This window comes from Lysinibacillus sp. GW821-FHT14F06, assembly GCF_058803665.1.
The window spans coordinates 101,108-122,578 of the sequence record NZ_JBXAPF010000003.1; the positions used below are offsets into that span (position 1 = coordinate 101,108).

At 37.5% G+C, this 21,471-nt stretch carries 20 protein-coding genes, 1 riboswitch and 1 other annotated feature; of the genes, 1 reads left to right on the forward strand and 19 read right to left on the reverse strand.

What is annotated here, in order from left to right; genetic code table 11:
- Window positions 1-43 precede the first annotated feature (43 nt).
- The 18 genes from udk to hpaB all read right to left on the reverse strand — a co-directional run bounded on the left by udk (window position 44) and on the right by hpaB (window position 19,145).
- Complete coding sequence (udk, locus tag AC1RNS_RS04235; RefSeq protein ID WP_427544272.1) at window positions 44-682, reverse strand: uridine kinase; 639 nt, start codon at window positions 680-682, stop codon at window positions 44-46.
- Window positions 682-1,962, reverse strand: coding sequence for a peptidase U32 family protein (locus AC1RNS_RS04240; RefSeq protein ID WP_492991004.1), 1,281 nt, complete (start codon window positions 1,960-1,962; stop codon window positions 682-684). The genes udk and AC1RNS_RS04240 overlap by 1 nt, the downstream gene beginning before the upstream one ends.
- Window positions 1,963-1,976: 14 nt before the next feature.
- The gene (locus tag AC1RNS_RS04245; RefSeq protein ID WP_492991005.1) at window positions 1,977-2,909 is read right to left on the reverse strand and encodes a peptidase U32 family protein; all 933 of its coding nucleotides are present in this window, start codon (window positions 2,907-2,909) and stop codon (window positions 1,977-1,979) included.
- Between the two features lie 5 nt (window positions 2,910-2,914).
- Window positions 2,915-3,547, reverse strand: a complete 633-nt coding sequence (locus tag AC1RNS_RS04250; protein WP_492991006.1) for an O-methyltransferase — start codon at window positions 3,545-3,547, stop codon at window positions 2,915-2,917.
- Window positions 3,548-3,828: 281 nt separating this feature from the next.
- Window positions 3,829-4,956, reverse strand: coding sequence for an endolytic transglycosylase MltG (gene mltG, locus AC1RNS_RS04255; protein WP_492991008.1), 1,128 nt, complete (start codon window positions 4,954-4,956; stop codon window positions 3,829-3,831).
- 152 nt (window positions 4,957-5,108) lie between these two features.
- Window positions 5,109-6,296 carry an acyl-CoA dehydrogenase family protein gene (locus AC1RNS_RS04260; RefSeq protein WP_492991009.1) on the reverse strand — a complete coding sequence of 396 codons (1,188 nt, stop codon included), beginning with the start codon at window positions 6,294-6,296 and terminating at the stop codon, window positions 5,109-5,111.
- Window positions 6,293-7,639, reverse strand: a complete 1,347-nt coding sequence (locus AC1RNS_RS04265) for an LLM class flavin-dependent oxidoreductase (protein WP_492991010.1) — start codon at window positions 7,637-7,639, stop codon at window positions 6,293-6,295. The genes AC1RNS_RS04260 and AC1RNS_RS04265 overlap by 4 nt, the downstream gene beginning before the upstream one ends.
- Before the next feature lie 14 nt (window positions 7,640-7,653).
- Window positions 7,654-8,490 carry a MetQ/NlpA family ABC transporter substrate-binding protein gene (locus tag AC1RNS_RS04270; RefSeq protein WP_492991012.1) on the reverse strand — a complete coding sequence of 279 codons (837 nt, stop codon included), beginning with the start codon at window positions 8,488-8,490 and terminating at the stop codon, window positions 7,654-7,656.
- A 14-nt stretch (window positions 8,491-8,504) separates the two neighbouring features.
- Window positions 8,505-9,107, reverse strand: coding sequence for a methionine ABC transporter permease (locus tag AC1RNS_RS04275; protein ID WP_492991190.1), 603 nt, complete (start codon window positions 9,105-9,107; stop codon window positions 8,505-8,507).
- Window positions 9,100-10,179 carry a methionine ABC transporter ATP-binding protein gene (locus AC1RNS_RS04280; RefSeq protein ID WP_492991013.1) on the reverse strand — a complete coding sequence of 360 codons (1,080 nt, stop codon included), beginning with the start codon at window positions 10,177-10,179 and terminating at the stop codon, window positions 9,100-9,102. Before AC1RNS_RS04280 ends, AC1RNS_RS04275 begins: the two co-directional genes overlap by 8 nt.
- 41 nt (window positions 10,180-10,220) lie before the next feature.
- Window positions 10,221-11,030, reverse strand: coding sequence for a MetQ/NlpA family ABC transporter substrate-binding protein (locus AC1RNS_RS04285; protein ID WP_492991015.1), 810 nt, complete (start codon window positions 11,028-11,030; stop codon window positions 10,221-10,223).
- A gap of 272 nt (window positions 11,031-11,302) precedes the next feature.
- On the reverse strand, window positions 11,303-11,830 hold the full coding sequence (locus tag AC1RNS_RS04290) for a DUF1292 domain-containing protein (RefSeq protein ID WP_492991016.1): 528 nt from the start codon (window positions 11,828-11,830) through the stop codon (window positions 11,303-11,305).
- 304 nt (window positions 11,831-12,134) lie between these two features.
- Window positions 12,135-12,443 (reverse strand): DUF1292 domain-containing protein, encoded by a 309-nt coding sequence (locus AC1RNS_RS04295; protein WP_492991018.1) that lies wholly within the window; start codon window positions 12,441-12,443, stop codon window positions 12,135-12,137.
- A 19-nt stretch (window positions 12,444-12,462) separates the two neighbouring features.
- A complete protein-coding gene (gene ruvX, locus AC1RNS_RS04300; RefSeq protein WP_492991019.1) occupies window positions 12,463-12,879 on the reverse strand; it encodes a Holliday junction resolvase RuvX in 417 nt (138 codons plus the stop codon).
- A 2-nt stretch (window positions 12,880-12,881) separates the two neighbouring features.
- Entirely contained in the window at window positions 12,882-13,148 is a 267-nt protein-coding gene (locus tag AC1RNS_RS04305) for an IreB family regulatory phosphoprotein (RefSeq protein WP_024363117.1), read from the reverse strand.
- Between the two features lie 87 nt (window positions 13,149-13,235).
- Window positions 13,236-15,896 (reverse strand): alanine--tRNA ligase, encoded by a 2,661-nt coding sequence (alaS, locus tag AC1RNS_RS04310; protein ID WP_492991020.1) that lies wholly within the window; start codon window positions 15,894-15,896, stop codon window positions 13,236-13,238.
- A 78-nt stretch (window positions 15,897-15,974) separates the two neighbouring features.
- Window positions 15,975-16,186: a binding site (T-box leader), on the reverse strand.
- Between the two features lie 69 nt (window positions 16,187-16,255).
- Window positions 16,256-17,221 carry a magnesium transporter CorA family protein gene (locus AC1RNS_RS04315; protein ID WP_492991021.1) on the reverse strand — a complete coding sequence of 322 codons (966 nt, stop codon included), beginning with the start codon at window positions 17,219-17,221 and terminating at the stop codon, window positions 16,256-16,258.
- Between the two features lie 243 nt (window positions 17,222-17,464).
- Window positions 17,465-17,632, reverse strand: a riboswitch (M-box (ykoK) riboswitch).
- A gap of 82 nt (window positions 17,633-17,714) precedes the next feature.
- Window positions 17,715-19,145, reverse strand: coding sequence for a 4-hydroxyphenylacetate 3-monooxygenase, oxygenase component (hpaB, locus tag AC1RNS_RS04320; RefSeq protein ID WP_492991022.1), 1,431 nt, complete (start codon window positions 19,143-19,145; stop codon window positions 17,715-17,717).
- A 343-nt stretch (window positions 19,146-19,488) separates the two neighbouring features.
- Here hpaB and AC1RNS_RS04325 point away from each other — a divergent pair, with 343 nt between their 5' ends.
- The gene (locus AC1RNS_RS04325; protein WP_492991024.1) at window positions 19,489-19,677 is read left to right on the forward strand and encodes a hypothetical protein; all 189 of its coding nucleotides are present in this window, start codon (window positions 19,489-19,491) and stop codon (window positions 19,675-19,677) included.
- A gap of 78 nt (window positions 19,678-19,755) precedes the next feature.
- On the opposite strand, the gene AC1RNS_RS04330 is transcribed toward AC1RNS_RS04325, so the two are convergent.
- Window positions 19,756-21,453, reverse strand: coding sequence for a polysaccharide deacetylase family protein (locus AC1RNS_RS04330; protein ID WP_492991026.1), 1,698 nt, complete (start codon window positions 21,451-21,453; stop codon window positions 19,756-19,758).
- Window positions 21,454-21,471: the final 18 nt, after the last annotated feature.

Sequence of the window (21,471 nt, forward strand, 5' to 3'; positions counted from 1 at the left end):
GCACCGATAAGCATGTAAATATTGTCAATACCACTCTATCTTATTACAATACGTTGCCGGTTTCAAGAATAGTTTTAATTTTCGTTACCATTAAATCGATGGCTACTTCATTATCTCCGCCTTCTGGAATAATGATATCAGCATAACGTTTTGTTGGTTCAATAAAAAGATTATGCATTGGACGAACGGCCGTTAAATATTGGTCGATGACAGAATCTGTTGTACGTCCACGTTCCTTTATATCGCGCATAATACGACGGATAATTCGTAAATCTGAGTCCGTATCAACAAATAGCTTTATGTCCATTAGATCACGTAAATCGGCATCCTCTAGCACTAAAATACCTTCTAGTATAATAACATCTACAGGTTCAACATGAATAACCTCTTTTGCTCTTGTATGTTGTACATAATCGTATACTGGCTTTTCGATGGATTGACGAGCCAACAATTTTTTTATGTGTTTAATTAACAAATCATTATCGAATGCTAACGGATGGTCATAGTTTGTACCTAAACGTTCCTCAAACGTTAAATGACTTTGATCCTTATAATAAAAATCTTGTTCAATTACAACCACTGAATGATCTCGGAAAACATCATAAATAGCATGTGTCACACTCGTTTTACCTGAACATGAGCCACCAGCGATTCCGATGACGACTGGACGCTTTGCTGCCATTAATTATTCTCCTTTCGCATCATGTTATGCGGTTTTAATGGTGTATCACATTTAAATTTAACAATTTGTAATGGATGACGGGCTGCATCTAAGCTATTACCGTCCTCATCCCATATTTCTCCCATTGTTAAACAGAAGTTTTCGATTTCAGGACCAAAGAACTCTACTTCATCACCAGGCTTAAAATAATTTCGTTGCTGCATTGTGACAATTTTTGACTCTAAGTCATGGTCTAAAATTAAACCAGCAAATTCATATGTTGTTTTACGGCCATGAACACCAAACATTTGCTCCTCTAAGCCAGGTGCATCATGGAAGAATGCCTCAGCCGTATCACGGTTTGCACATTTATCTAACTCCTCTAGCCATTCACGTTTAATGTTGAAATTATCAGGATCTGCGCAATAGGCATCAATTACCTTACGATACACGGAAACAACTGTAGCCACGTAGTGAATGGATTTCATGCGACCTTCAACTTTTAACGAATCAATGCCAAGCTCAATCATATGAGGAATAGCTTCGATTAACTTTAAATCTTTTGGACTCATAGCAAAAGGTGCATGGTTGTCATCAAATAGCGCTTTTTCTTCGCCATCTTCTAATTCATATAAATCGTAGTCCCAGCGACAAGACTGGCAGCAGCCACCGCGGTTGGAGTCACGAGCAGTCATATGATTGGAAAGCACACAACGACCAGAATAAGCGATACACATCGCTCCATGTACGAATGCCTCAATTTCAATATCAACCTTTTCCTTCATCAGCTGCATTTCTTCGCCGCCTACTTCACGGGCTAACACTACTCGATGTAAACCTTCCTCTTTCCAATACTGTACCGCCTTCCAGTTTGAAAGCGATTGCTGTGTAGAAAGGTGAATTTCAAGCTTTGGTGCAGCTGTGCGGCATGTTTCAATGATCAGAGGGTCTGCTACGATAATACCTGTAACACCTGCTGATTCAATATCCTTTAAATATTGCTCTAAGCCACCCATATTTTCATTATGAGCAAAAATATTTGTCGTAACATAAATTTTCGCACCGTATTTATTGGCGAATGCTACTCCCTCACGCATTTCCTCAATAGAAAAATTATCTGCATTTGAACGTAAACCAAATTCTTGCCCGCCAATAAATACAGCATCTGCTCCATAATGAACAGCTATTTTTAATTTCTCTAAGCTACCTGCTGGGGCAAGCAGCTCTGGTTTTTTTGTAATGACACGTTTACCATCGACAATCTCACGGATTTTGTCATTTTGTACTAACGTTAATGCCATGTCTTGCCCCCCTCTTAGTAAACTGTTTCCTTGAAGATAAAGCCTGTGTCCAGTGGTCTGATGGCTGGCTGAACCTCTTCAATTTTTGCTAATAAATCATCTTTTATATCTTCATATGCTTCTTCTGACTCATCAAAATAAGCGTCGATGGCTTTGCGATAGGCTTCTGTTACTGTCACCACATATTCTGGTGTTTGCAGTACACCCTCAATTTTCAGAGCATCAATGCCACCCTCAAATAATTCACCTAGTTCATCAATAATACACATATCATTTGGACTGAAAATATGTGTTCCATTAACGTCCTCATAAATTGGGTATTTATTATTTCGCTCATCGTCATGTAGGAACATGTTACGATTTTCATTACGATTTTCAATTTCCATTACTTTATCTTGATATAAGAAGTAATGCCCCAATAATGGACGCTTTGATTGGAACATACATGTCATACCATGGACTTGTACTTCAATCTCTAGTTCAGCATTTTCTTTTATTTCCAACACTTCATCTAGTGAAAGTTCACGTGCAAGTACTGCGCGAGTTGCGCCGCGTTTCCCCCAATAGTTTGCTGTAAACCAGTTTGTAGCAGTCGTTTCTGGATTCCAATGTAATGGAATTGTTACTCCTTGCTCACGACGAATAATTAATACAGCTGGGTCGCCGAAAATTAAACGATCCACACCGATACGCTGCATTTCTTTTAAATAGTCAGCAAGGGCGTCTATCTTTTCATTATGGAAAAGTGCATTGACTGCAACATAAACCTTTTTACCTGCTGCGTGAATAAGCTTCGTTGCTTCTTCCACTTCATCAACAGAGAATTCTCCTGCTAGACGTAGACCAAATTGTTGTTCACCAATTACAAAAGCATCTGCTCCAGCTTCTAAAAGTGCTTTTATATGTTCTAATGATTGTGGTGTCACAAGCAATTCCGGTTTTTTCATAGTAGTCACCTCTTCAAACATAGTAATAAACCGTCACCGACTGGTAAAAAAGCACTTGTATAATCGGGGTGCTCCATTATCCATTCCGTGAAGTTTTTTAAATTGCGAATCATTGTACGCTTACGACGTGGAACATCCTTCAAATCTAAATCAGATAAGCCATGCATATACATATTATCTATATACAAGACTCCCCCTGATTTCACTAGTGGGGCATACTTTTCAAAAAAGCGCTGATATTGTCCCTTAGCTGCATCGATAAAAACTGCATCAAATGCTGTTTGAATAGCCTCATCGTCTACCTCTAAAGCATCGCCTTCAATGACCGTAATTCGATCTGATACGGTTGAACGTTTAATATAAGCTTTGGCCCTTGTCACACGCTCTGAATCCCGCTCTATTGTAACGATATTCACATTTGGCAAAGCCTCTGCCATTCTTAGTGCAGAATAACCGATAGCAGTACCAATTTCTAAAATTTTTGACGGATTTTGAATACGTAGCAGTTGATTCAGTGCATCGATAGCTGCAAGCTGCATAATCGGTACATGATTCTCCTCCGCAAATGCTTCCATTTCTAAAAGCAGTTCATTACGTGGTTGAATAAATGATTGTATATATGCCTCTGATAATTCCATTGTTTCACCCTCATTTAAAAGGCAACAAGCGTTTCGCCGTTGTCTGTACTTCATCATTTACACCAAAAAGAAAAAGACCAAACGTGATGTCTTGGTACTTTGCCATACAAAAATGAGCAATTGTTTTGATAAGCAAACAATTGCCACCACGCATATTTGTCCCGTATAAATGAACGGATTTATCAAAAATCACAATTTATGATAGCACGAAAATAGAAGGAAAGCTATTTTTCTTTCCTTCTATCCATTGTATACTACATACTTTTTCTATTTTCGAGTCATTACTCTGTCTTTCGTAAATATTTTTCCACTTTTTGCAAATGTTCATCATAGGTTTTAGAGAAGTGGTTTACGCCCTCTTTATCCGCTAAGAAGTAGAGATAATCTGTACTGCTTGGATTCAGTGCTGCTTCAATAGAAGACTTCCCTGCACCTGCAATTGGACCAGGTGGCAGACCTTTGTTTTTGTAAGTATTGTAAGCATTTTCTACCTCTAAATCTTCATATAGCACCCGATTCTTATGAGAGCCAAGTGCATATAAAACTGTTGGATCAGTTTGAAGCGGCATTCCTTGATCGAGACGATTATAGAATACACTTGCAATAGTTTCACGATCTGTTTGAGCAGTAGCTTCTTCTTCTAGTAATGAAGCAAATGTTACTAATTGATGTACAGACATCTGTTTTTCTGCAAGTAGGTCGCTGTAATTCTTCACAACCTTATTCATTGCCCCAATCATTTCTTCTATGATTGATTCTAATGATGGCTTCTCTTCAAAGTAAGAATAAGTTGCGGGGAAAAGATAGCCTTCTAAATCATAGCGAATATTGTCAGCTAAAACTGCATCTGTCACAAGCTCAGGATAGTTCGCCATCATCTGTTGAACAAATGCATCACTTGTTACTAAGTCCATAAATTCCTTCTGGGTATATGGCGTTTTCTTCTCCACTATATTACCGATTTGTTCAAGCGTTAAGCCTTCAGGAATTGTCATCGTAAAGACTGGCTTACGATATACCTTTCCTGTTTTTAAACTTTTGATTAGCTCATCTAGCGTCATTGCCTTTGTTAAATCATAATTTCCTGCCTGGAACTGAGATTCATTTTTAAACTTTGCATAATATTTAAATACTTGGGCATCTTTAATAACGCCTTTTTTCTCTAATAAGGCAGAAATAGAGCTTAAACTTGAGCCAATTGGTACTTCAACGGCAATTGTTTTTGTTGCATCTGGATCCACTGGTTTGAGGGCACTCTTTACATAATTGTAGCCAAGGAAACCAACAATCACTAATAGTAGAACAAAAACAATAGCTATAATAGCAACGATTTTTCTCACGATTTTTACCTCAGATTTTCTTTCTTGCATTTTTGAAAACATTTCTTGTTTTTTTGAACCGTTATTCACGGGTTTCCCCCCTATCACTATCCAATATCATACTAGAAATCAACTTTCACGACAAACAGAAATCGACAATTCAGTAGAAATGGCTCACGCAAAAAATCTGCCAACTATTTTTGCTGGCAGATAATCTCTTTGGAAGTCTTTCACGGTTCATACTATAATTGAAAAGTTCCTTGCTTCTTATCAATCAGTAATCCCATGGCAAGTTGAGTAATAACCACATCATCTGCTGGAGGATTAAAGCGGCTGCATTGAACATCTCTAAATAGGCGTTGGATTTTGTTTTCCTTCGATAAACTTCGTCCACCTACAACCTGCATAGCCTTTGTTACAATATCTATCGCGTGGTTGCAAATAACATACTTCGCAATACTTACAGACTCTGATAGCTGCTCCTTAAGAGCTGGATTTTGTTCTACCTGCGCTGCAATACTATACAGAGTTCTTCGTGCAGTTTGATAAAGTACCTCTATTTCACCGATCTTTTGTTGAACATGGCTGGCATGAGCGATTGTATTTTCTAAGCTATGTGAATACGTATTTTTAGCAAAATCAATGGCATAATCTCTTGCTGCACCTGCTACTCCTAAGTAAACGGCTGGAATTTCTAAAGAATAGACACGACCATCCGCTAAGAAACGATTGACTTCATTTGGACGATGTCTATACAGCAATGCGTTCTCCGGTACAAATGTATCATAAAAAATAATATCATGACTGCCTGTCGCTCTCATGCCCATCGCATCCCATGTTTCCACAATTTCCACCTGTTCATTTTTAGTAATGAGAAACTCAGCTGTTAGATTTTCTTCTTCTAGATAAGCAATAATGGTGAATTGTTTTAAAATCGGTGCTAAGGAAGCAAATGCCTTTTCACCAGTAATGTGATATCCCCCTGGCACCTTTTTAGCAATCGTACCAGGTAAACTTCCTCGAGAAATATTCCCTTTTCCACGTTCACTGTTAATAATATTCAATAGAGAGCCTTCTTCAACAGCTTTTCGGCTTAATTCTGCGAATATAGGCTCTGGCCATGTTTTCGCCTCACGAACATTCAAAAACGTTAATAAATGCCAGCCGACAGATAATGCAGTAGAAGCATCGCCTTTAGCTAATTGCTCCTGTACTAATAACATTTCATAGAGAGAAATTTCTTCTCCCCCATATTTTTTTGGCACTGTTAATCGAAAATAACCTGCATCCTCTAAAATCCGAAAGTGCTCAAACGGAAATTCACCACTCTCATCATATTGATTAGCCGTTTTCTCAATTTGTTTTGCTAAACTCTGAGCATACTGAACGAGTTTTTGCTCCCGTTCATTACGAATAAAAATATCAATCATCCTTGTGTCACCTTACTTTTAGCAAAACGATTCAGCGGCTTTTTCAATCCTAAATGCTCTCTTAACGTTGTGCCTGTATAATCTTTACGATAAATGCCTCGCTCTTGTAGAATCGGTACAACCTTGTCAACAAAATCCTCTAAATCGCGTGGTAATAATGGAAACTGCAGCATAAAGCCATCCGCTGCTCGCTCTGTAACCCAACGCTCCATCTCATCTGCAATTTGTGTCGGTGTTCCGACAAAAGCATCACGCTTTGCAGGTCCAAATAGGCGCGCATATAAATCGCCAACTTTTAAATTTTCTTTTTTAATAATCTCTAAGTGCTCATAGAAATGACTTTGAATACTATTGACTTCTGGAAATTCCACTTCGATAGCTGGTGTATCAAGCGGATACTTTGAAAAGTCAACATTCCCCATATACCCAGAAACAAATTTTAAGCTTTCGTATGGATCAATTAACGTCTGTAATTCATTAAATTTACGGATCGCCTCCTCCTCTGTATCACCCACAATTGGAGAAATTCCCTGTAAAACAAGAAGTTCCTCCTCTGTACGTCCAAATGGAGCAAGCTGTGCCTTTAATTGACGATAGTGTTCTTTCGATTTTTCAATTTCATCCCAATGGACAAATACAACTTCTGCTGTTCGTGCAGCTAATTGTTGTCCTGGTTTAGATGCACCAGCCTCCACAATTACAGGCTGCCCCTGTACAGAACGAGCAATATTTAACGGACCTTTGACAGATAAATAGTTGCCCTTAAATGATGTTTCATGCACTTTATGACGATCATAAAAAATATTATTGTCTCGATCATAGAGAAAAGCATCGTCCTCCCATGAATCCCATAATGACTGAACAACATCGATAAACTCCTCTGCACGTTCATAGCGATGATCGTGCTCCCAATGCTTGTCACGACTGAAATTTAAAGCCGTTTCTCCTGTAGCATCTGCTGTAGTCACTAAATTCCAAGCAACTCTCCCATTGCTTATATGATCGATGGACATCAATTGCCTTGCTAGCACATATGGCTCACTGTATGTAGTTGAAGCTGTTGCACCAAGTCCAATTTTTGTAGTTGCTGCTGCTAAAGCCGTAATTTGAATTAATGGATCAAAGCGATTTAAAATATGCGGATGTGATTCATGATTGATGGCTAAACTGTCTGCAACAAAAGCTATATCAAACTTTCCTTTTTCCGCAATCTGAGCTGCTTTTTGTAATGCTTTAATATTGATGCTTGCATCCGCTTGAGCAGATGGGTGCTTCCATGCAGCAATATGCATACCTGCTCCAATTAAATATAGGGCTAGCTTTATTTCTCTTTTCTTAGTCATTGTTAACACCCTTTCTAATATGAATAGAAATCCTTCCATGTTGCTAATTCATCCAGTGGCATTTTCACAGGAATATAGTTACCGTTTGATATTTCTTTAATAAATTTAGCTGTTTCATCACGCTGATAAATTTCTACTATTTTTTTCAATGTTTCATTATTTTTGTCCTCTGCCTTTGCCACGATAACATTAATAAATGGCTTAGCTGTTTCACTCTCGTGAATGATGGCATCTTTCAATAAAAGACCAGCTTCTACAGCAACACCATTATTAATAACTGCAAAATCGGCGTCCTCCATCACCCTTGGCGTTGTAGCACCATCAACAGGCAAAATTGTTAAGTTTTTCGGATTATCTTTAATTCGATCTTCTCCACCATTCCCATCAAAATTGTCCGTTACTGTTAGTAGTCCATTCTCCTGAAGTAGCAGTAAAGCTCTACCCCAGTTGGAAGGATCATTCGGTACCGCGATTTTTGCACCTTCTTTTAGTTCATCTAACGATTTATATTTGTTTGAATATAAGCCAATTGGTGCCATTATTGTTGTGCCAATTGCCTGTAAATCTGAGTTGTTGTTCGTATTAAATAAATTTAAATACGCAACATGTTGAAAAGCATTAATATCTACTTCTCCCTCTGCCAGCGCTTGATTTGGGTCATATTGCGCAGAGAATGTTACTAAATCAAGATTAATATCTTCCTCGCTAGCCTGTTCCTTAATATACTCCCAGGTTTTCAATTCTGAGCTACGAATACCGACCTTCACAGTATCGTTTTCATCTGCTTCTGCACATGCCACTAGTAAAAATAGTAATGTAAAAAGTCCTAATAAATAGTTAAGTTTTTTCATGTTGACATTCTCCCTTAAGAAACTCTGCGTATTTTTCGTTCAAGACTGTTGCCGATGCTTTGAATAATCTGTACAAGTACAACTAAGATAACCACGGTTACCAAAATCGTCGCATTATCAAAGCGCTGATAGCCATAAGTAATGGCGACATCCCCTAGGCCGCCGCCTCCAACAGCTCCTGCCATGGCCGTCGCACCAATAAGCCCTATCGTTGCAGTCGTGACACTTAGGATTAAAGATGGAAAAGCTTCAGGCAATAGAAACTTTCGTATAATTTGAACTGGGGAGGCTCCCATTGCTTTTGCAGCTTCAATAATGCCCTCATCCACCTCTAATAATGAATTTTCTATTAATCTTGATATATAAGGCCCAATATGCAAAACTAGCGGCACAATGGCAGCTGTCGTTCCAATTGCAGTTCCAACGAGTAATCGAGTAAATGGAATAATTGCAACAAGTAAAATAATGAACGGAATGGAGCGCAGTGTATTGACAATCGGATTGACAATCGAGAAGATTATTTTATTTTCAAGAATATGCCCTTTTCTCGTTACAACTAAGACTACGCCTAAAATAAAGCCTAAAATGGCACCAAAAAATAACGAAATGTTAACCATGTACAGCGTATCGAGAACCGCTTCGATAATGATTTGTGTGCTCACTTTCACATGCAACAACCTCCTCTATTTGAATATTTTTAGCCTGAATAAATAGAAATGCCTTTTGTATTTCCTTATCAGAACCAACAAGCTCTACAATTAAATGACCGAATGGAATCCCCTGTAGCTCTGTGATATTGCCAAATAAAACGTTGACATCTACTGCAAATTTTTTCGCTACCTGTGAGACAATTGGCTGTCCAACATCTACTCCAATGAATTTTAAATTGTATATTTTTTTAGTAGCATCTATACTTTTTAATTGCTCATAAACAGATGATGGTATTTCATCACGAACAACCGATTGAACAAAATTTTTGGTTGTCTCCTCTCTTGGTGTAGAAAAAATTTCAAGTACATTACCTGTCTCAATAATTCTTCCATTTTCCATGACAGCCACGCGATTACAAATATCCCGAATAACCTCCATTTCATGAGTAATCATCAAAATCGTAATACCGTATTCTATATTGACCTTCTTTAGTAAAGCTAAAATTGATTTGGTCGTTTGAGGGTCAAGAGCAGAAGTTGCTTCATCACATAATAGGATTGTCGGTTTTGTAACGAGTGCTCTAGCAATGCCGACTCTTTGTTTTTGCCCCCCCGATAGCTCGTCAATATAGCGATCAGCCTTGTCCGTTAAGCCAACAAATGCTAATACCTCTTTCACTTGACCTTCCAAGTTCGATTTTTTCACACCACTTATGATTAAAGGCATTGCCACATTTTCATATACAGTTTTAGAATGGAGGAGATTAAAGTGTTGAAAAATCATGCCGATATTTTTCTTCTCCTCACGAAGCTGCCTTTTAGTAAGCGTTGTTAACTCTTTTCCATTTACAAGCACCCGCCCAGACGTTGGCTCCTCCAGTAAATTTACTGTTCGAATCAAAGTACTTTTACCAGCACCACTAAAGCCGATAACACCAAAAATATCCCCCTTCTGAATCGTTAAATTGATATGATTTAGGGCCATTACTGTTGATGTTCCTACCTGAAACTCTTTTGTTGTTTCAATAAATTCAATCATGCACATCTACCTCCTTAGCATTTATGTTGTTTACAAAAGCTTTAAAATGCGGGAACAACTGCACCTTTATACTGATCTTCAAAGAAAGAACGTGCCTTCTCACTTGTTAACCACTTAACAACTGTCTGGATAGCTGAATCATCCTTTTTCTCTTTTGTTGAGGCAATAATATTGACATAAGGTGAATCAGAACCTTCTATAATCAGTGCATCCTCCATAGGGCTATATCCCCCCTCTAAGGCATAATTCGTATTAATAGCAGATGCGTCTACATCATCTAATGACCGAACAAGTAATGGTGAGTCCACACCGATAAATTGAATATTTTTCTCATTTTTCGTAATATCTTCGACTGAATAATCACCTTTCTTCGTTTTATCTAATTCAATCAATCCATTATTATGAAATAGTAGTAACGCACGAGAGAAATTAACAACATCATTTGGTACAGCTACCTTTGCATTTTGTGGCAAATCATTAATTTCTTTTAGTTTTTTGGAATACACACCAAATGGCTCAATATGAATTCCTTTTACACTGACTAAATCCAAATGACTTTCTTTATTCGTCTGTTCTAAAAACGGAATATGTTGAAAATAATTAAAATCCAACTCACCATCTGCCGTTTGTTGGTTTGTTTGCACAGCATCTTTTATAATGGAAATATCTAGTTTCACTCCATCCTTTTCAATATCTTTTGCTAAATACTCCAATACTTCCGCATGAGGTACATTGGCAGCTCCTACCTTTAACGTTACAACCTCCTCTTCACCTTCCTCTCCTTTGCTTGTGCAGCCAGCCAACAAGCCTATTACCAACGCTCCTATTAATAATTTCCAACCTTTTCTCATACTATTACCTCCTTAGTCAATCAATTTACTTGGTTTAATGTAAGACAAATCTTATCTATTTACTTCGAATTGGTCAATGCCTTATTTTTTCTGTTTATTCAAAAATTCAGAAAATTAAATTTTAAAAAACATATTTTTTCTCGTAAAATCACTTAATTCAATCGAAACTACAGAAATTTTATTTACAGATAGAATACTTTTAGACCATAGATAGAAAATTTCTATTAATTAAACATAAAAAACTCTGAGTGGCTCACAACCACCCAGAGTTTTTACAATTCGTTCAATACATCTTCAACAAAAGCCCATTCTTCATCACTTTCAATTGGTAATAATTCTTCTATAGAGCCGTCCTTGCCTGATAGGTATTGAGCCGCAAAAATAGCTCGTTCCTCAATAGGTTCATCTGTTGCAGGAACATATAAAACATAGGATTTTCCAAATTGCTCAGATGAAACTGTGTGAATGACCTCACAGACTTGATCTGTTCCATCCTCATCTGTAACTGTGATTAACTGTGGCTCCTCCTCAAATTCATCAAGCAGTGTTAGTACAACCTCATTAATCATTTCCCATTCTGCCTCAGTTACAACAGGCATTAAATTGGTCATTTCTCCATTGTTATCATCGTATTCAAATGTCATAGCAGAAATATCTCCTGGAATTTCATTACCCGCTTCGTCAATTAATGAAAATAGTACATATGATTTTTCCTCTGCATCAAAGGTAAAGACAACCCTGCATTTTTGTTCCTTGCCGTCCTCACCAATAATCATAAATTCTTGTGTTTCTTCATTCATCCAAATTCCTCCTTCATAGTCATTATGTTTAAAGTTAAAGGTTTTTTGAGAGATGGGGTCATTGTTTTGTGTGGTGCAGTTAGGCTTAAATTGAGCAGGATTGGCGTCCTTTGATCACTTTCATATCAATATTGAGTGAGATTTCACTCTTTTTAATCACTTCCATATCCGATTTGACTGAGCGTCTTCCTATATTCTCCAATAATTGACACTCCATAATTGAACAAGCTCCTTTATGTCCCACCAATAAAAAAGAACAAGGACTGCAAGTTGCGATCCTTGTTCCAAGCTTTAAGAAAGAAGATTAATCTTCGTATTCATCCTCTAAAGCGTTTAATACATTCTCTACCATATCCCACTCTGCTTCTGTTTCGATAGGTGTTAACTCGCCATCTTCACCATTTTCAGAAGGAACGAATGAAGAAACGAATATTTCTACAGAACCGTCCTCATCTTCTTCTGCTCCTACCATTGAGTAAAATACGTAGGATTTGCCAAATTCAGGCGATTCATGAACGTGAATCACTTCACAAAGCTGTTCATTTCCGTTCTCGTCAATCACTGTAATGTGTTGTACGTGTAAATCTTCTTCATGGTTGTGCTCGTGTGCCATGTGTTTGTCACCTCATCAATTAATTTTTGCTATCCAAATAGCCTTGTAAGATCATCACAGCAGCCATTTTATCAATGACCTGCTTCCGTTTTTTGCGACTTACATCTGCATCAATTAGCATACGCTCAGCAGCCATTGTCGTTAAACGTTCATCCCAAAGCTTTGCTGGCAGTGAAAAGGTCTCTTCTAAAAGCTTTTTATAGTTTTCAGATGCCTCTCCACGTGGTCCCACCGTATTATTCATGTTTTTCGGATAACCTACAACAAATTCTGTTATAGCATACTCCTTTACTAGCTCGGCTATTCGTTCAATTCCAAATTCACCGTTTGCTTCATCAATTTTTACGGTTTCAATACCTTGGGCCGTCCACCCCAACGCATCGCTTATTGCAACGCCCACAGTTTTTGACCCAACGTCTAATCCCATAATTCTCATTTCTAGCCCTCGTTATTCTTTTTAATATAAAATTTAACAAGCTCTTCTAAAATTTCATCACGCTCAAGCTTGCGAATTAAATTACGAGCATCCTGATGGCGAGGAATATACGCCGGATCACCAGAAAGTAAATAACCGACAATCTGATTGATAGGATTATATCCCTTTTCCTCTAATGAAGAATGTACTTTCAACATTACCTGCTTGACTTCCTGTTCCATTGATTCTTCTGGAAAATTAAATTTCATTGTTTGATCAAATGAACTCATGACCAGCACCTCGCTTTCAGAAATAAGGAGATGTGCAAAAAAGCTCATCTCCAATTTCTCTTTATTATAACCGATTTGGCGTATTAATTAAATGGATTTAACATAATCATACACAGAAAGTAGTGCTTCTTCAAGTTTTGTTGCATCTTTTGCACCTGCCATCGCCATATCTGGACGACCGCCGCCTTTACCACCACATGCCTCTGCTACCATTTTTACAATATTTCCTGCATGATAGTTGCCGCCCACTAAATCTTTTGTGACACCAGCACACAGCATTACTTTCTCACCATCAACAGCTCCTAAAACAACAACTGCTTTATTCATTTTTACTTTTAAATCATCCATCATTTGACGCAATTGATTATTGTCTTTCGCTTCTACTCTAGTAGATAAGACTGTTACATCCCCAATCGTTTGAGCTGCGTCCACAATTGCCCCTGCCTGTGCATTTGCAATTTTTTGTGATAGTGCTTCATTATCACGTTGTAATTCTTTATAGTCTGCTTGAAGTGCCTGTACTTTTGACACAATATCTTTCGGATTTGCTTTTAATAAGGCTGCAGCATCGTTTAATAAAGCTTCCTCTTCTTTAACTGCTTCATATGCCACTTTTCCTGTTACAGCCTCTATACGGCGAGTACCTGCACCGATTCCACCCTCTGAAACAATTTTGAAGAAACCTATTTCAGAAGAACGTTTCACATGAATACCACCACAAAGCTCAATAGAATAATCACCAATTGAAACTACACGGACAATATCCCCATATTTCTCACCGAATAATGCCATAGCTCCCATTGCCTTCGCTTCATCGATGCCTTTTTCTTCAATCACGACCTCTATATCATCCCACACTTTTTCATTTACAATACGTTCAATTTGCTGTAATTCCTCTTTCGTCACTTGGCCAAAGTGAGAGAAGTCAAAGCGTAAGCGATCAGGACCTACATATGAACCAGCTTGGTTAACATGATTGCCGAGCACATCTTTTAATGCACGTTGCATAATATGTGTAGCTGTATGATTTTTAATAATTAAATTACGATCATCACGATTAACAACTGCTTGCACAGTATCTTCTACATGCATTTCACCAGATTCAACTACCACTGTATGGAGCGGCTGACCATTTGGTGCTTTTTGAACATCTTTGACAACAGCAGTAAAACTATCATTTGAAATAATACCGCTATCCGCAATTTGTCCACCCATTTCAGCATAGAATGGTGTTTTAGCTAAAATAACTAACGCTTCTTGACCTTCAGAGGCAACCTTTGCTACTTGGCCATTAACAATCATCGCTGCAATTGCTGTGTCTACGGTTAATGAATCATAGCCTACAAATTCGCTAGCAACCGTTAAATTTGCTAGAACTTCATTTTGTACTTGCATGGAATCTACATCTTGACGAGCAGCGCGAGCACGCTCACGCTGCTCTTCCATTGACGCCTCGAAGCCATCATGATCTACCTTCATGCCCACTTCCTCTGCATACTCTTCTGTTAATTCGATTGGGAAACCATAAGTATCATATAAACGGAAGGCATCTGCACCTGGAATATAATCATGTCCCGCTGTTTTTTGTGATTCAACCACTTCATTAAAGATAGCTAAACCACCATCTAATGTTTCATGGAAGCGAATTTCTTCATTTTTAATAACACGCTGGATAAATTCACTTTTTTCTGTTACTTCTGGATAGAAGTCCTCCATAATTTTGCCTACAGTTGGTACTAATTCAAACATAAATGGTTTTTCAATGCCAATTTGTTTTGCATAACGAACGGCACGACGTAATAAGCGACGTAATACATAACCACGACCTTCATTTGAAGGAAGTGCGCCATCACCAATTGCAAACGCTACTGTACGAATGTGGTCGGCAATTACTTTAAATGGTGTATTAATATCCTCTTCAGAGCCGAAGATTTCATGTAAATCAACTTCACCAGGACGCTTATACTTACGGTTGGCAAATTCCTCAATTTTTTCAATAATAGGCATGAATAAATCAGTATCAAAGTTAGTTGGAACATTTTGCACAACCGATACAATACGCTCAAGACCCATACCTGTATCAATATTTTGCTTTGGAAGCGGCGTATACGTACCATCTGGATTATGGTTGAATTGTGAGAACACTAAGTTCCAAATTTCGAGATAGCGTTCGTTTTCTCCACCTGGATACATTTCTGGATCACTATCATTAGAGCCATATTCTTCTCCACGGTCATAAAAAATCTCTGAGTTTGGACCAGAAGGACCTTCTCCAATATCCCAGAAGTTCCCCTCTAATCGAATTAAACGTTCTTCAGGTATACCAATTTCGTTATGCCAAACATCATAGGCTTCTTGATCTTCAGGATGTAATGTAATAGATAATAGTGCTGGATCAAAGCCCATCCATTTTTTATCCGTTAAGAACTCCCAAGCATAATGAATCGCTTCTTTTTTGAAGTAATCTCCAATAGAGAAGTTTCCAAGCATTTCAAAAAACGTATGGTGACGCGCTGTTTTACCAACGTTTTCAATGTCATTTGTACGAATCGATTTTTGGGCATTTGTGATACGCGGATTATCTGGAATGACGCGACCATCAAAATACGGTTTAAGAGTGGCAACACCAGAGTTAATCCAAAGTAATGATGGGTCATTAATTGGTACTAGCGGTGCTGATGGCTCATGATGATGCCCTTTCTCTTTAAAGAATTCTAAATACATACGGCGAATATCTGCTGCTTTCATAGGATAAATTCCTCCTTATTAATTTTGTAAAATTCACGATATGAATCCGCAAATAAGCATAAAAAAGCCCTCATCCCAATAAGGGACGAGGACTTGTTAGTTGTCTCGCGGTACCACCCTAGTTGTAAGTAAAAAATACTTACCTCTTTAGCACTTGTAACGTCAGTGAACGGCAGGGATTAACTGCACTCTGGAGTAGCTTTCGGTATCTGCAATGCGAGGATTTTTCCAGCCAAGAAATCCCTTTCTTAACACCCACAAATACGTACTTGTTCCATCATCGTTTTTACTATTTTCTATCGAGCATTATAAAAAAAATATTTTGTTCTGTCAATTGCCACTAGTCAGGCTTATCATCATTAAGCAATCATTTTTTTGAAGTATGCCCACATTCCCCAAGTAAATACGACTAAAAACACACTAATTGTAATCGTTGTAATTGGTGAATCTGGATATGGTAAAGGAACATTCATGCCAAAGAAACTTGTAATGACTGATAATGGCAACATAATCGTTGATATTACTGTTAGCAGATTAAGCTTTTCAATTGATTTTCCACTGATAATCGAAAAATACGTATCTAAGGTACTGTTTACTAAATCTCTGTAAGTTTCCGTCGATTCAACAATTCGTTCAAGGTGGTCATTTAAATCTTTATAGAATGGAATATTTTCCTCACGAATTTCAAATTTCCACTGACCATTACTATTTGAAAAGATTCTTTTTTGTGGCATTATTGCCTGTCGAATGAATATAATAGTTCGCTTGAGCGCAAGAAACTCCTCTGTAACTATTTTCGGCTGATAATCATATATTTCCTCTTCAAGCTCATCTATGCGCGCTCTAATCCGTTCTAAAACTGGGAAATATTCATCAGTAATACCATCGATAATTGTATGCAAAAGAAAATCGGTTCCTTTTTCTAAATACTTCGTACTGTTTAAGCAAATATTTTCGATGTGACCTAGCCATTTAAGCTTTTGTTTATGAACCGTTACAACATAATTAGGGCCCATAAAAATATTTAATTCTACTGTAGTTATTTCATTGCTGCTTTTTTCATTATAAATAGGGGCATGGAAAACAAAGAATTTATAGTCACCGTAATGATCCATTTTAGGGCGAGAACCTTCGTTTAAGCAATCCTCTACTGCTAATGGATGGAAGCCAAAAATTTCTGCTATATCATTTAATTCATTGTAGCTATATGCATATAAATCAACCCATAATAAATCCTCAGCATGGAGATCGTGATTAAATTCTTTCAAATTAAAATCATGTTTTACTATATTGTTTCCTTTTTCAAAATAATGAATTTTAATCATTGTTTTTCACCTCATGTTTTATTATTTAAGGAGAACAAACAGACATAGCCTATTGTTGTTTCGGCGATAAGAAATCGACGATCCTTAATTGTGTATTTCTTCCTAGCATTTGCTTACTCGGCTCAGGACTACTATCCATTTCTCATCACCATCCTTAAATAACAAAAACACGCCTTCGACGAATGAAGGCGTGTTGAATACACATATCAAAAAAACAGCACAGTTAAGTACAGTACTTTGCTTTCTTACCTTCAAACGTTGAGTTTTAGCACTATGCGGCATAGGAAATTTACTCCAGCTACGTTAAAAAACACCTTATTTCGATGATTTCTGTTGACCCATTGGCGTCTCTCGACATTTTTGGGTAGTAGCGTATCTCCAGCATAGGAGCCTCACCTAACGAAGGGATTGTTATTTTTTTATTCCTGTAAATCATAATGCATTATGAAACAACTGTCAAACTGAAAAAGCACTGGATCAGTTTTAGGAACAATCATATTTTTAAAAAGTTTTCCACCCTTCCAATGTATTGTTCTCGATTATAGGTTTGATAAAGTGCAGTTGCTAGGCGGACTGGGTCACCAAAGAAGTAACGCTCATAAAGTGTTTGCCTTGTGCCAAAGCTACTCATTGTTAAATCCCAAGCTAAACGGAATTTTTTAACACGTTCTTTGCCTTCATCTTTAAAAGACTGTAAATAGTGTTTCAAGTCTCCATTATCCGATAGAAATGCTTTTTCACTTGGAATAGACATTAATCCACTCGCACCAAGTAATTGGATGATTTCAGTAAAAGTCGGATACACTTTAGGGAAAACATGAATGGCAACTTGCAATGTTGGATGATCTGGTCTCATAAAGCCAAAAGCATCCCTTGTTGCCTCAATTTCTGACTTTAATAATAAAGCCTTCATTGTTTCTAGCGGTACAATAATATCTACGACCTTTTGCTGCACATGCTGATAGTCTCCGATATTAATGGTATCTACAATCGATTGTACAACACCCAAAATAAATTCTGTTTTAGCTATTTGGCGTGACAGCACTTGATGTAAGCTATAAGACTGAAAGCCACTGATGTTCATAAAGGTATTGGCAACTTCTAAATTTTCATAATAAAAGACGCGCTCCCATGGCACAATCACATCATCAAATACAACAATTGCATCCATTTCTTCAAAGCGGCTGCTTAATGGATAATCAAATGTTGATTCACCACCTACAAAGGACTGCCTACATAAAAACTTTAAGCCTTTAGTATTACTAGGAATCGAAAATGCAAAGCCTTTTCCTTCGTCATAACCGTTTGTTGAAATCACAAGAAGTTCATCGGTAATTCCTCCCTGTGTGGCAAGTAATCTTGCCCCTTTAATGACCAACCCTTCACTTGTTTTGGCAACAATTTTAGCAGCAATAGTGACTTCCTCATTCTCAAAATAAAACTTCTTACGATTAACTTGTGGCTCTATAAAGGTATGGGTCATCGTTAAATCATTTTCGCGAGCATGCTCATAAAATCTCAGTAAATGCTCAGGAAAACAATTTGGTTTATCTTTTAAATAATCAGCAGCTGACGCAAGTGCCATTAATGTCGTATTCATATAATCTGGACTTCTTCCCATAAGGCCATGAGTCGATAATGCCCATTCTCTTGCAGCAAGACGTCTTTTTACAAGATCCTCGACTGTCAATACCTGTAGAAAAGACATCCCGACACGATGGTCACTAGTCGGTGATAGATAGGTCATCGTGTCAAGCAACGCCTGCTCATTTTGCAGATCAAAGAGTCTTGCCTGACTCTGCATAACCCCCTTAAACGCTGGATGCTCCGACACCTTCCCTGTTACAATCTCACCATCAATAGAAATATACGTTTGCAAAGCATCAATACGATCAATATATTGCTGTCCTGTAATTACTGGCATGCAGTCACCCCTAAATATTCCAAATATTTTATACTCATTTAGTATATGAATTTTCCCAATTTTAGGTTCCAGAGTTGCCAACTGTATTACAGCAATTCATTAATTAAAAATAACTGTACTACTTGATTGATACAGAAAAGAATTAGCTTATATTGCTGATTTTTCAGTTACTTTAGATAAAAGCGATTACAATAAGCGGTTTTTTAACAAGTTCAATTTTACGTCACATTCAAAAAAAAGTCTGTTTGAACTAGTACAGAGTTGCTAGATTTTTACTTCATGGAGGTGTAAGATAACCTCGTAAACAAAACAAAAAACATCTTTCTTCAAAGGAGAATTATAGATGAATCATAAAATCATTGCATATGTTGAAGAATTAGAAGCTGCCTTAATGAATCAAATGGAGGATCATAACGAAGAAAATCTTTTATTTTCTATCGCTTCCAATTTAATTGCTCAAGACAAAGCTCAATATAATAATGTTTGCCAGGCATATGAAGTTGTCAAACATCATATCGTAGGTATTCACTAATCACCCTGGAAAGTACAGAGAAAAGCGCGAGCAATCAATGCTCGCGCTTTTTAGGTTTTTATGATGGGAAAAGTTTTTTTAATTAGCGTACGGCAGAACCATTTTTTGGAACTGCTCAAATGTAGTTTTCTGATCACTATATAGCCGTTTAATTTGATACACATCATCGTATGGCTTATTATAGCCAGGCTGCGTTGAAAATGCCATGTTAAAACCTGCTTCTTTTACTGCATAAATTGTATTTGATGTATATTGTCCAAATGGATAAGCAAAAGCTTTTGCTTCAGGGATAAACGTTAAACTTTGTTTTAAATCTTGCACGACTTCATGATATGGGATTAGTAGCATCTTGCCTTTATTTCCTATTAGATCATGTAAGTTGTAAGTATGTGATCCATAGGAAAAGACATCCTGCATATTTTCAATATCCTGACGTGAAAGTGCCTGCAAGTCGTTATAATTAAACATTTGCTCAGCAGACGAGCTTTCATTGCGTGATGTAATTAAAAACTGGGTAGCTTTAAAGCCATTCTTTTGAAGAACTGAATAGGCATATTCACGTGTCGATAGTAAGCCATCATCAAAAGTTAGTAGAATGGAATAAGCAGGTAATGTAATTTCATTGCGCATAAAACGCAATAGTTCATCCGTTGTAATCGTTTCGTAGTTTTTAGTTTTTAAATACTGCATTTCCTTTGTAAATTGTACATCTGTCATCGTTGTACTGACATATTTAAAACGACCAAGCTCATGTTCTTTCAAAAAATGATGATACATCATAACAGGAACACCGCGATCTAGCGCCACTTTCGAGCTATGAATATAACCCTCACGACCTCCAAGAACTGTTACATACCAGCTGCCCTCTTTTCGTAAAATCGGGTAACGGCGATTCGGATCTAATTTAGCAAACGGATATAATGCTTTATTAGTACAGTCATAAATCTCGCTGTTTGCAGAAATCGGGATGAAATACTCATTTTTCACAGCATGATCCTTCCCAATATTTTTATAAGAAGGTGTATTCATTAATTTAATTTTTTCTTTTTCTACATAAAGAAAAGTTTGCCCCCATCGAACCTCTACATATGTTTCGTCTGAAGCATCGACAACCTCAAGCTGTTGCCCCTTCAGTAATAGGGCGATTGTCATTGGCTTGTCACCACGTAAATCATAGAGGGTAACATTTTCTAATGCCTCCATATAACCATTTGGCTTACTAGGAGGTGGTGGGGTAGGTGTAGGCTTTTCAACAGGCTTTGTGTTATTGGGTTTTGTTGTCTCCTGCCCCTTTTCTTCTTCAACAAAATTCCTATGTACAAATCCTAGTCGCCCGTTCACTGCAATGCCATACCAATCCCCCATTTTACTATAAATAGGGAAACGAACTCCCTCAGATAGGGTTGCAAATTGCACAAGTTTATTACCAGAATTATCAAAAATTGGTGCAACGCGTGTTGGAATAACATAATCCTTTATCGTTGCCACTGTTGGAACTTTATTTTTATAGGTTGTGGCTGGTACAACTGTTGTATAACGCTTATCAACATACCCATAATAACCACCCCAACGTATTTGCCACCAATTTGCCCCATAATCTTTTGTTACTTCAAAGGTTTGTCCTGCTGATAATGTGCCAACCTGCTCAAGTGAGCCTGAACGATTATCAAAGACAGTTGCTTCTTCATTCACTTGGAAGATCATATTATTTGCATATACTTTTCCTGCAAAAGGTAGGATCATCATGAATAGAAGCAATAATACTATGCGTTTCACTTTCTTCACCTCAAAATA

Coding starts and splice junctions, on each gene's coding strand:
- AC1RNS_RS04315 (WP_492991021.1), bottom strand. CDS start 17,221: ATGATTAAAATTCATTATTTTGAAAAAGGAAACAATATAGTAAAACAT.
- AC1RNS_RS04290 (WP_492991016.1), bottom strand. CDS start 11,830: ATGAATGAAGAAACACAAGAATTTATGATTATTGGTGAGGACGGCAAG.
- AC1RNS_RS04305 (WP_024363117.1), bottom strand. CDS start 13,148: ATGAGTTCATTTGATCAAACAATGAAATTTAATTTTCCAGAAGAATCA.
- AC1RNS_RS04250 (WP_492991006.1), bottom strand. CDS start 3,547: ATGGAATTATCAGAGGCATATATACAATCATTTATTCAACCACGTAAT.
- alaS (WP_492991020.1), bottom strand. CDS start 15,896: ATGAAAGCAGCAGATATTCGCCGTATGTATTTAGAATTCTTTAAAGAG.
- AC1RNS_RS04295 (WP_492991018.1), bottom strand. CDS start 12,443: ATGGCACACGAGCACAACCATGAAGAAGATTTACACGTACAACACATT.
- udk (WP_427544272.1), bottom strand. CDS start 682: ATGGCAGCAAAGCGTCCAGTCGTCATCGGAATCGCTGGTGGCTCATGT.
- AC1RNS_RS04260 (WP_492991009.1), bottom strand. CDS start 6,296: ATGATTGATATTTTTATTCGTAATGAACGGGAGCAAAAACTCGTTCAG.
- AC1RNS_RS04265 (WP_492991010.1), bottom strand. CDS start 7,639: ATGACTAAGAAAAGAGAAATAAAGCTAGCCCTATATTTAATTGGAGCA.
- ruvX (WP_492991019.1), bottom strand. CDS start 12,879: ATGAGAATTATGGGATTAGACGTTGGGTCAAAAACTGTGGGCGTTGCA.
- AC1RNS_RS04325 (WP_492991024.1), top strand. CDS start 19,489: ATGAATCATAAAATCATTGCATATGTTGAAGAATTAGAAGCTGCCTTA.
- AC1RNS_RS04280 (WP_492991013.1), bottom strand. CDS start 10,179: ATGATTGAATTTATTGAAACAACAAAAGAGTTTCAGGTAGGAACATCA.
- AC1RNS_RS04275 (WP_492991190.1), bottom strand. CDS start 9,107: ATGGTTAACATTTCGTTATTTTTTGGTGCCATTTTAGGCTTTATTTTA.
- AC1RNS_RS04240 (WP_492991004.1), bottom strand. CDS start 1,962: ATGGCATTAACGTTAGTACAAAATGACAAAATCCGTGAGATTGTCGAT.
- AC1RNS_RS04270 (WP_492991012.1), bottom strand. CDS start 8,490: ATGAAAAAACTTAACTATTTATTAGGACTTTTTACATTACTATTTTTA.
- AC1RNS_RS04285 (WP_492991015.1), bottom strand. CDS start 11,030: ATGAGAAAAGGTTGGAAATTATTAATAGGAGCGTTGGTAATAGGCTTG.
- AC1RNS_RS04245 (WP_492991005.1), bottom strand. CDS start 2,909: ATGAAAAAACCGGAATTGCTTGTGACACCACAATCATTAGAACATATA.
- hpaB (WP_492991022.1), bottom strand. CDS start 19,145: ATGCCAGTAATTACAGGACAGCAATATATTGATCGTATTGATGCTTTG.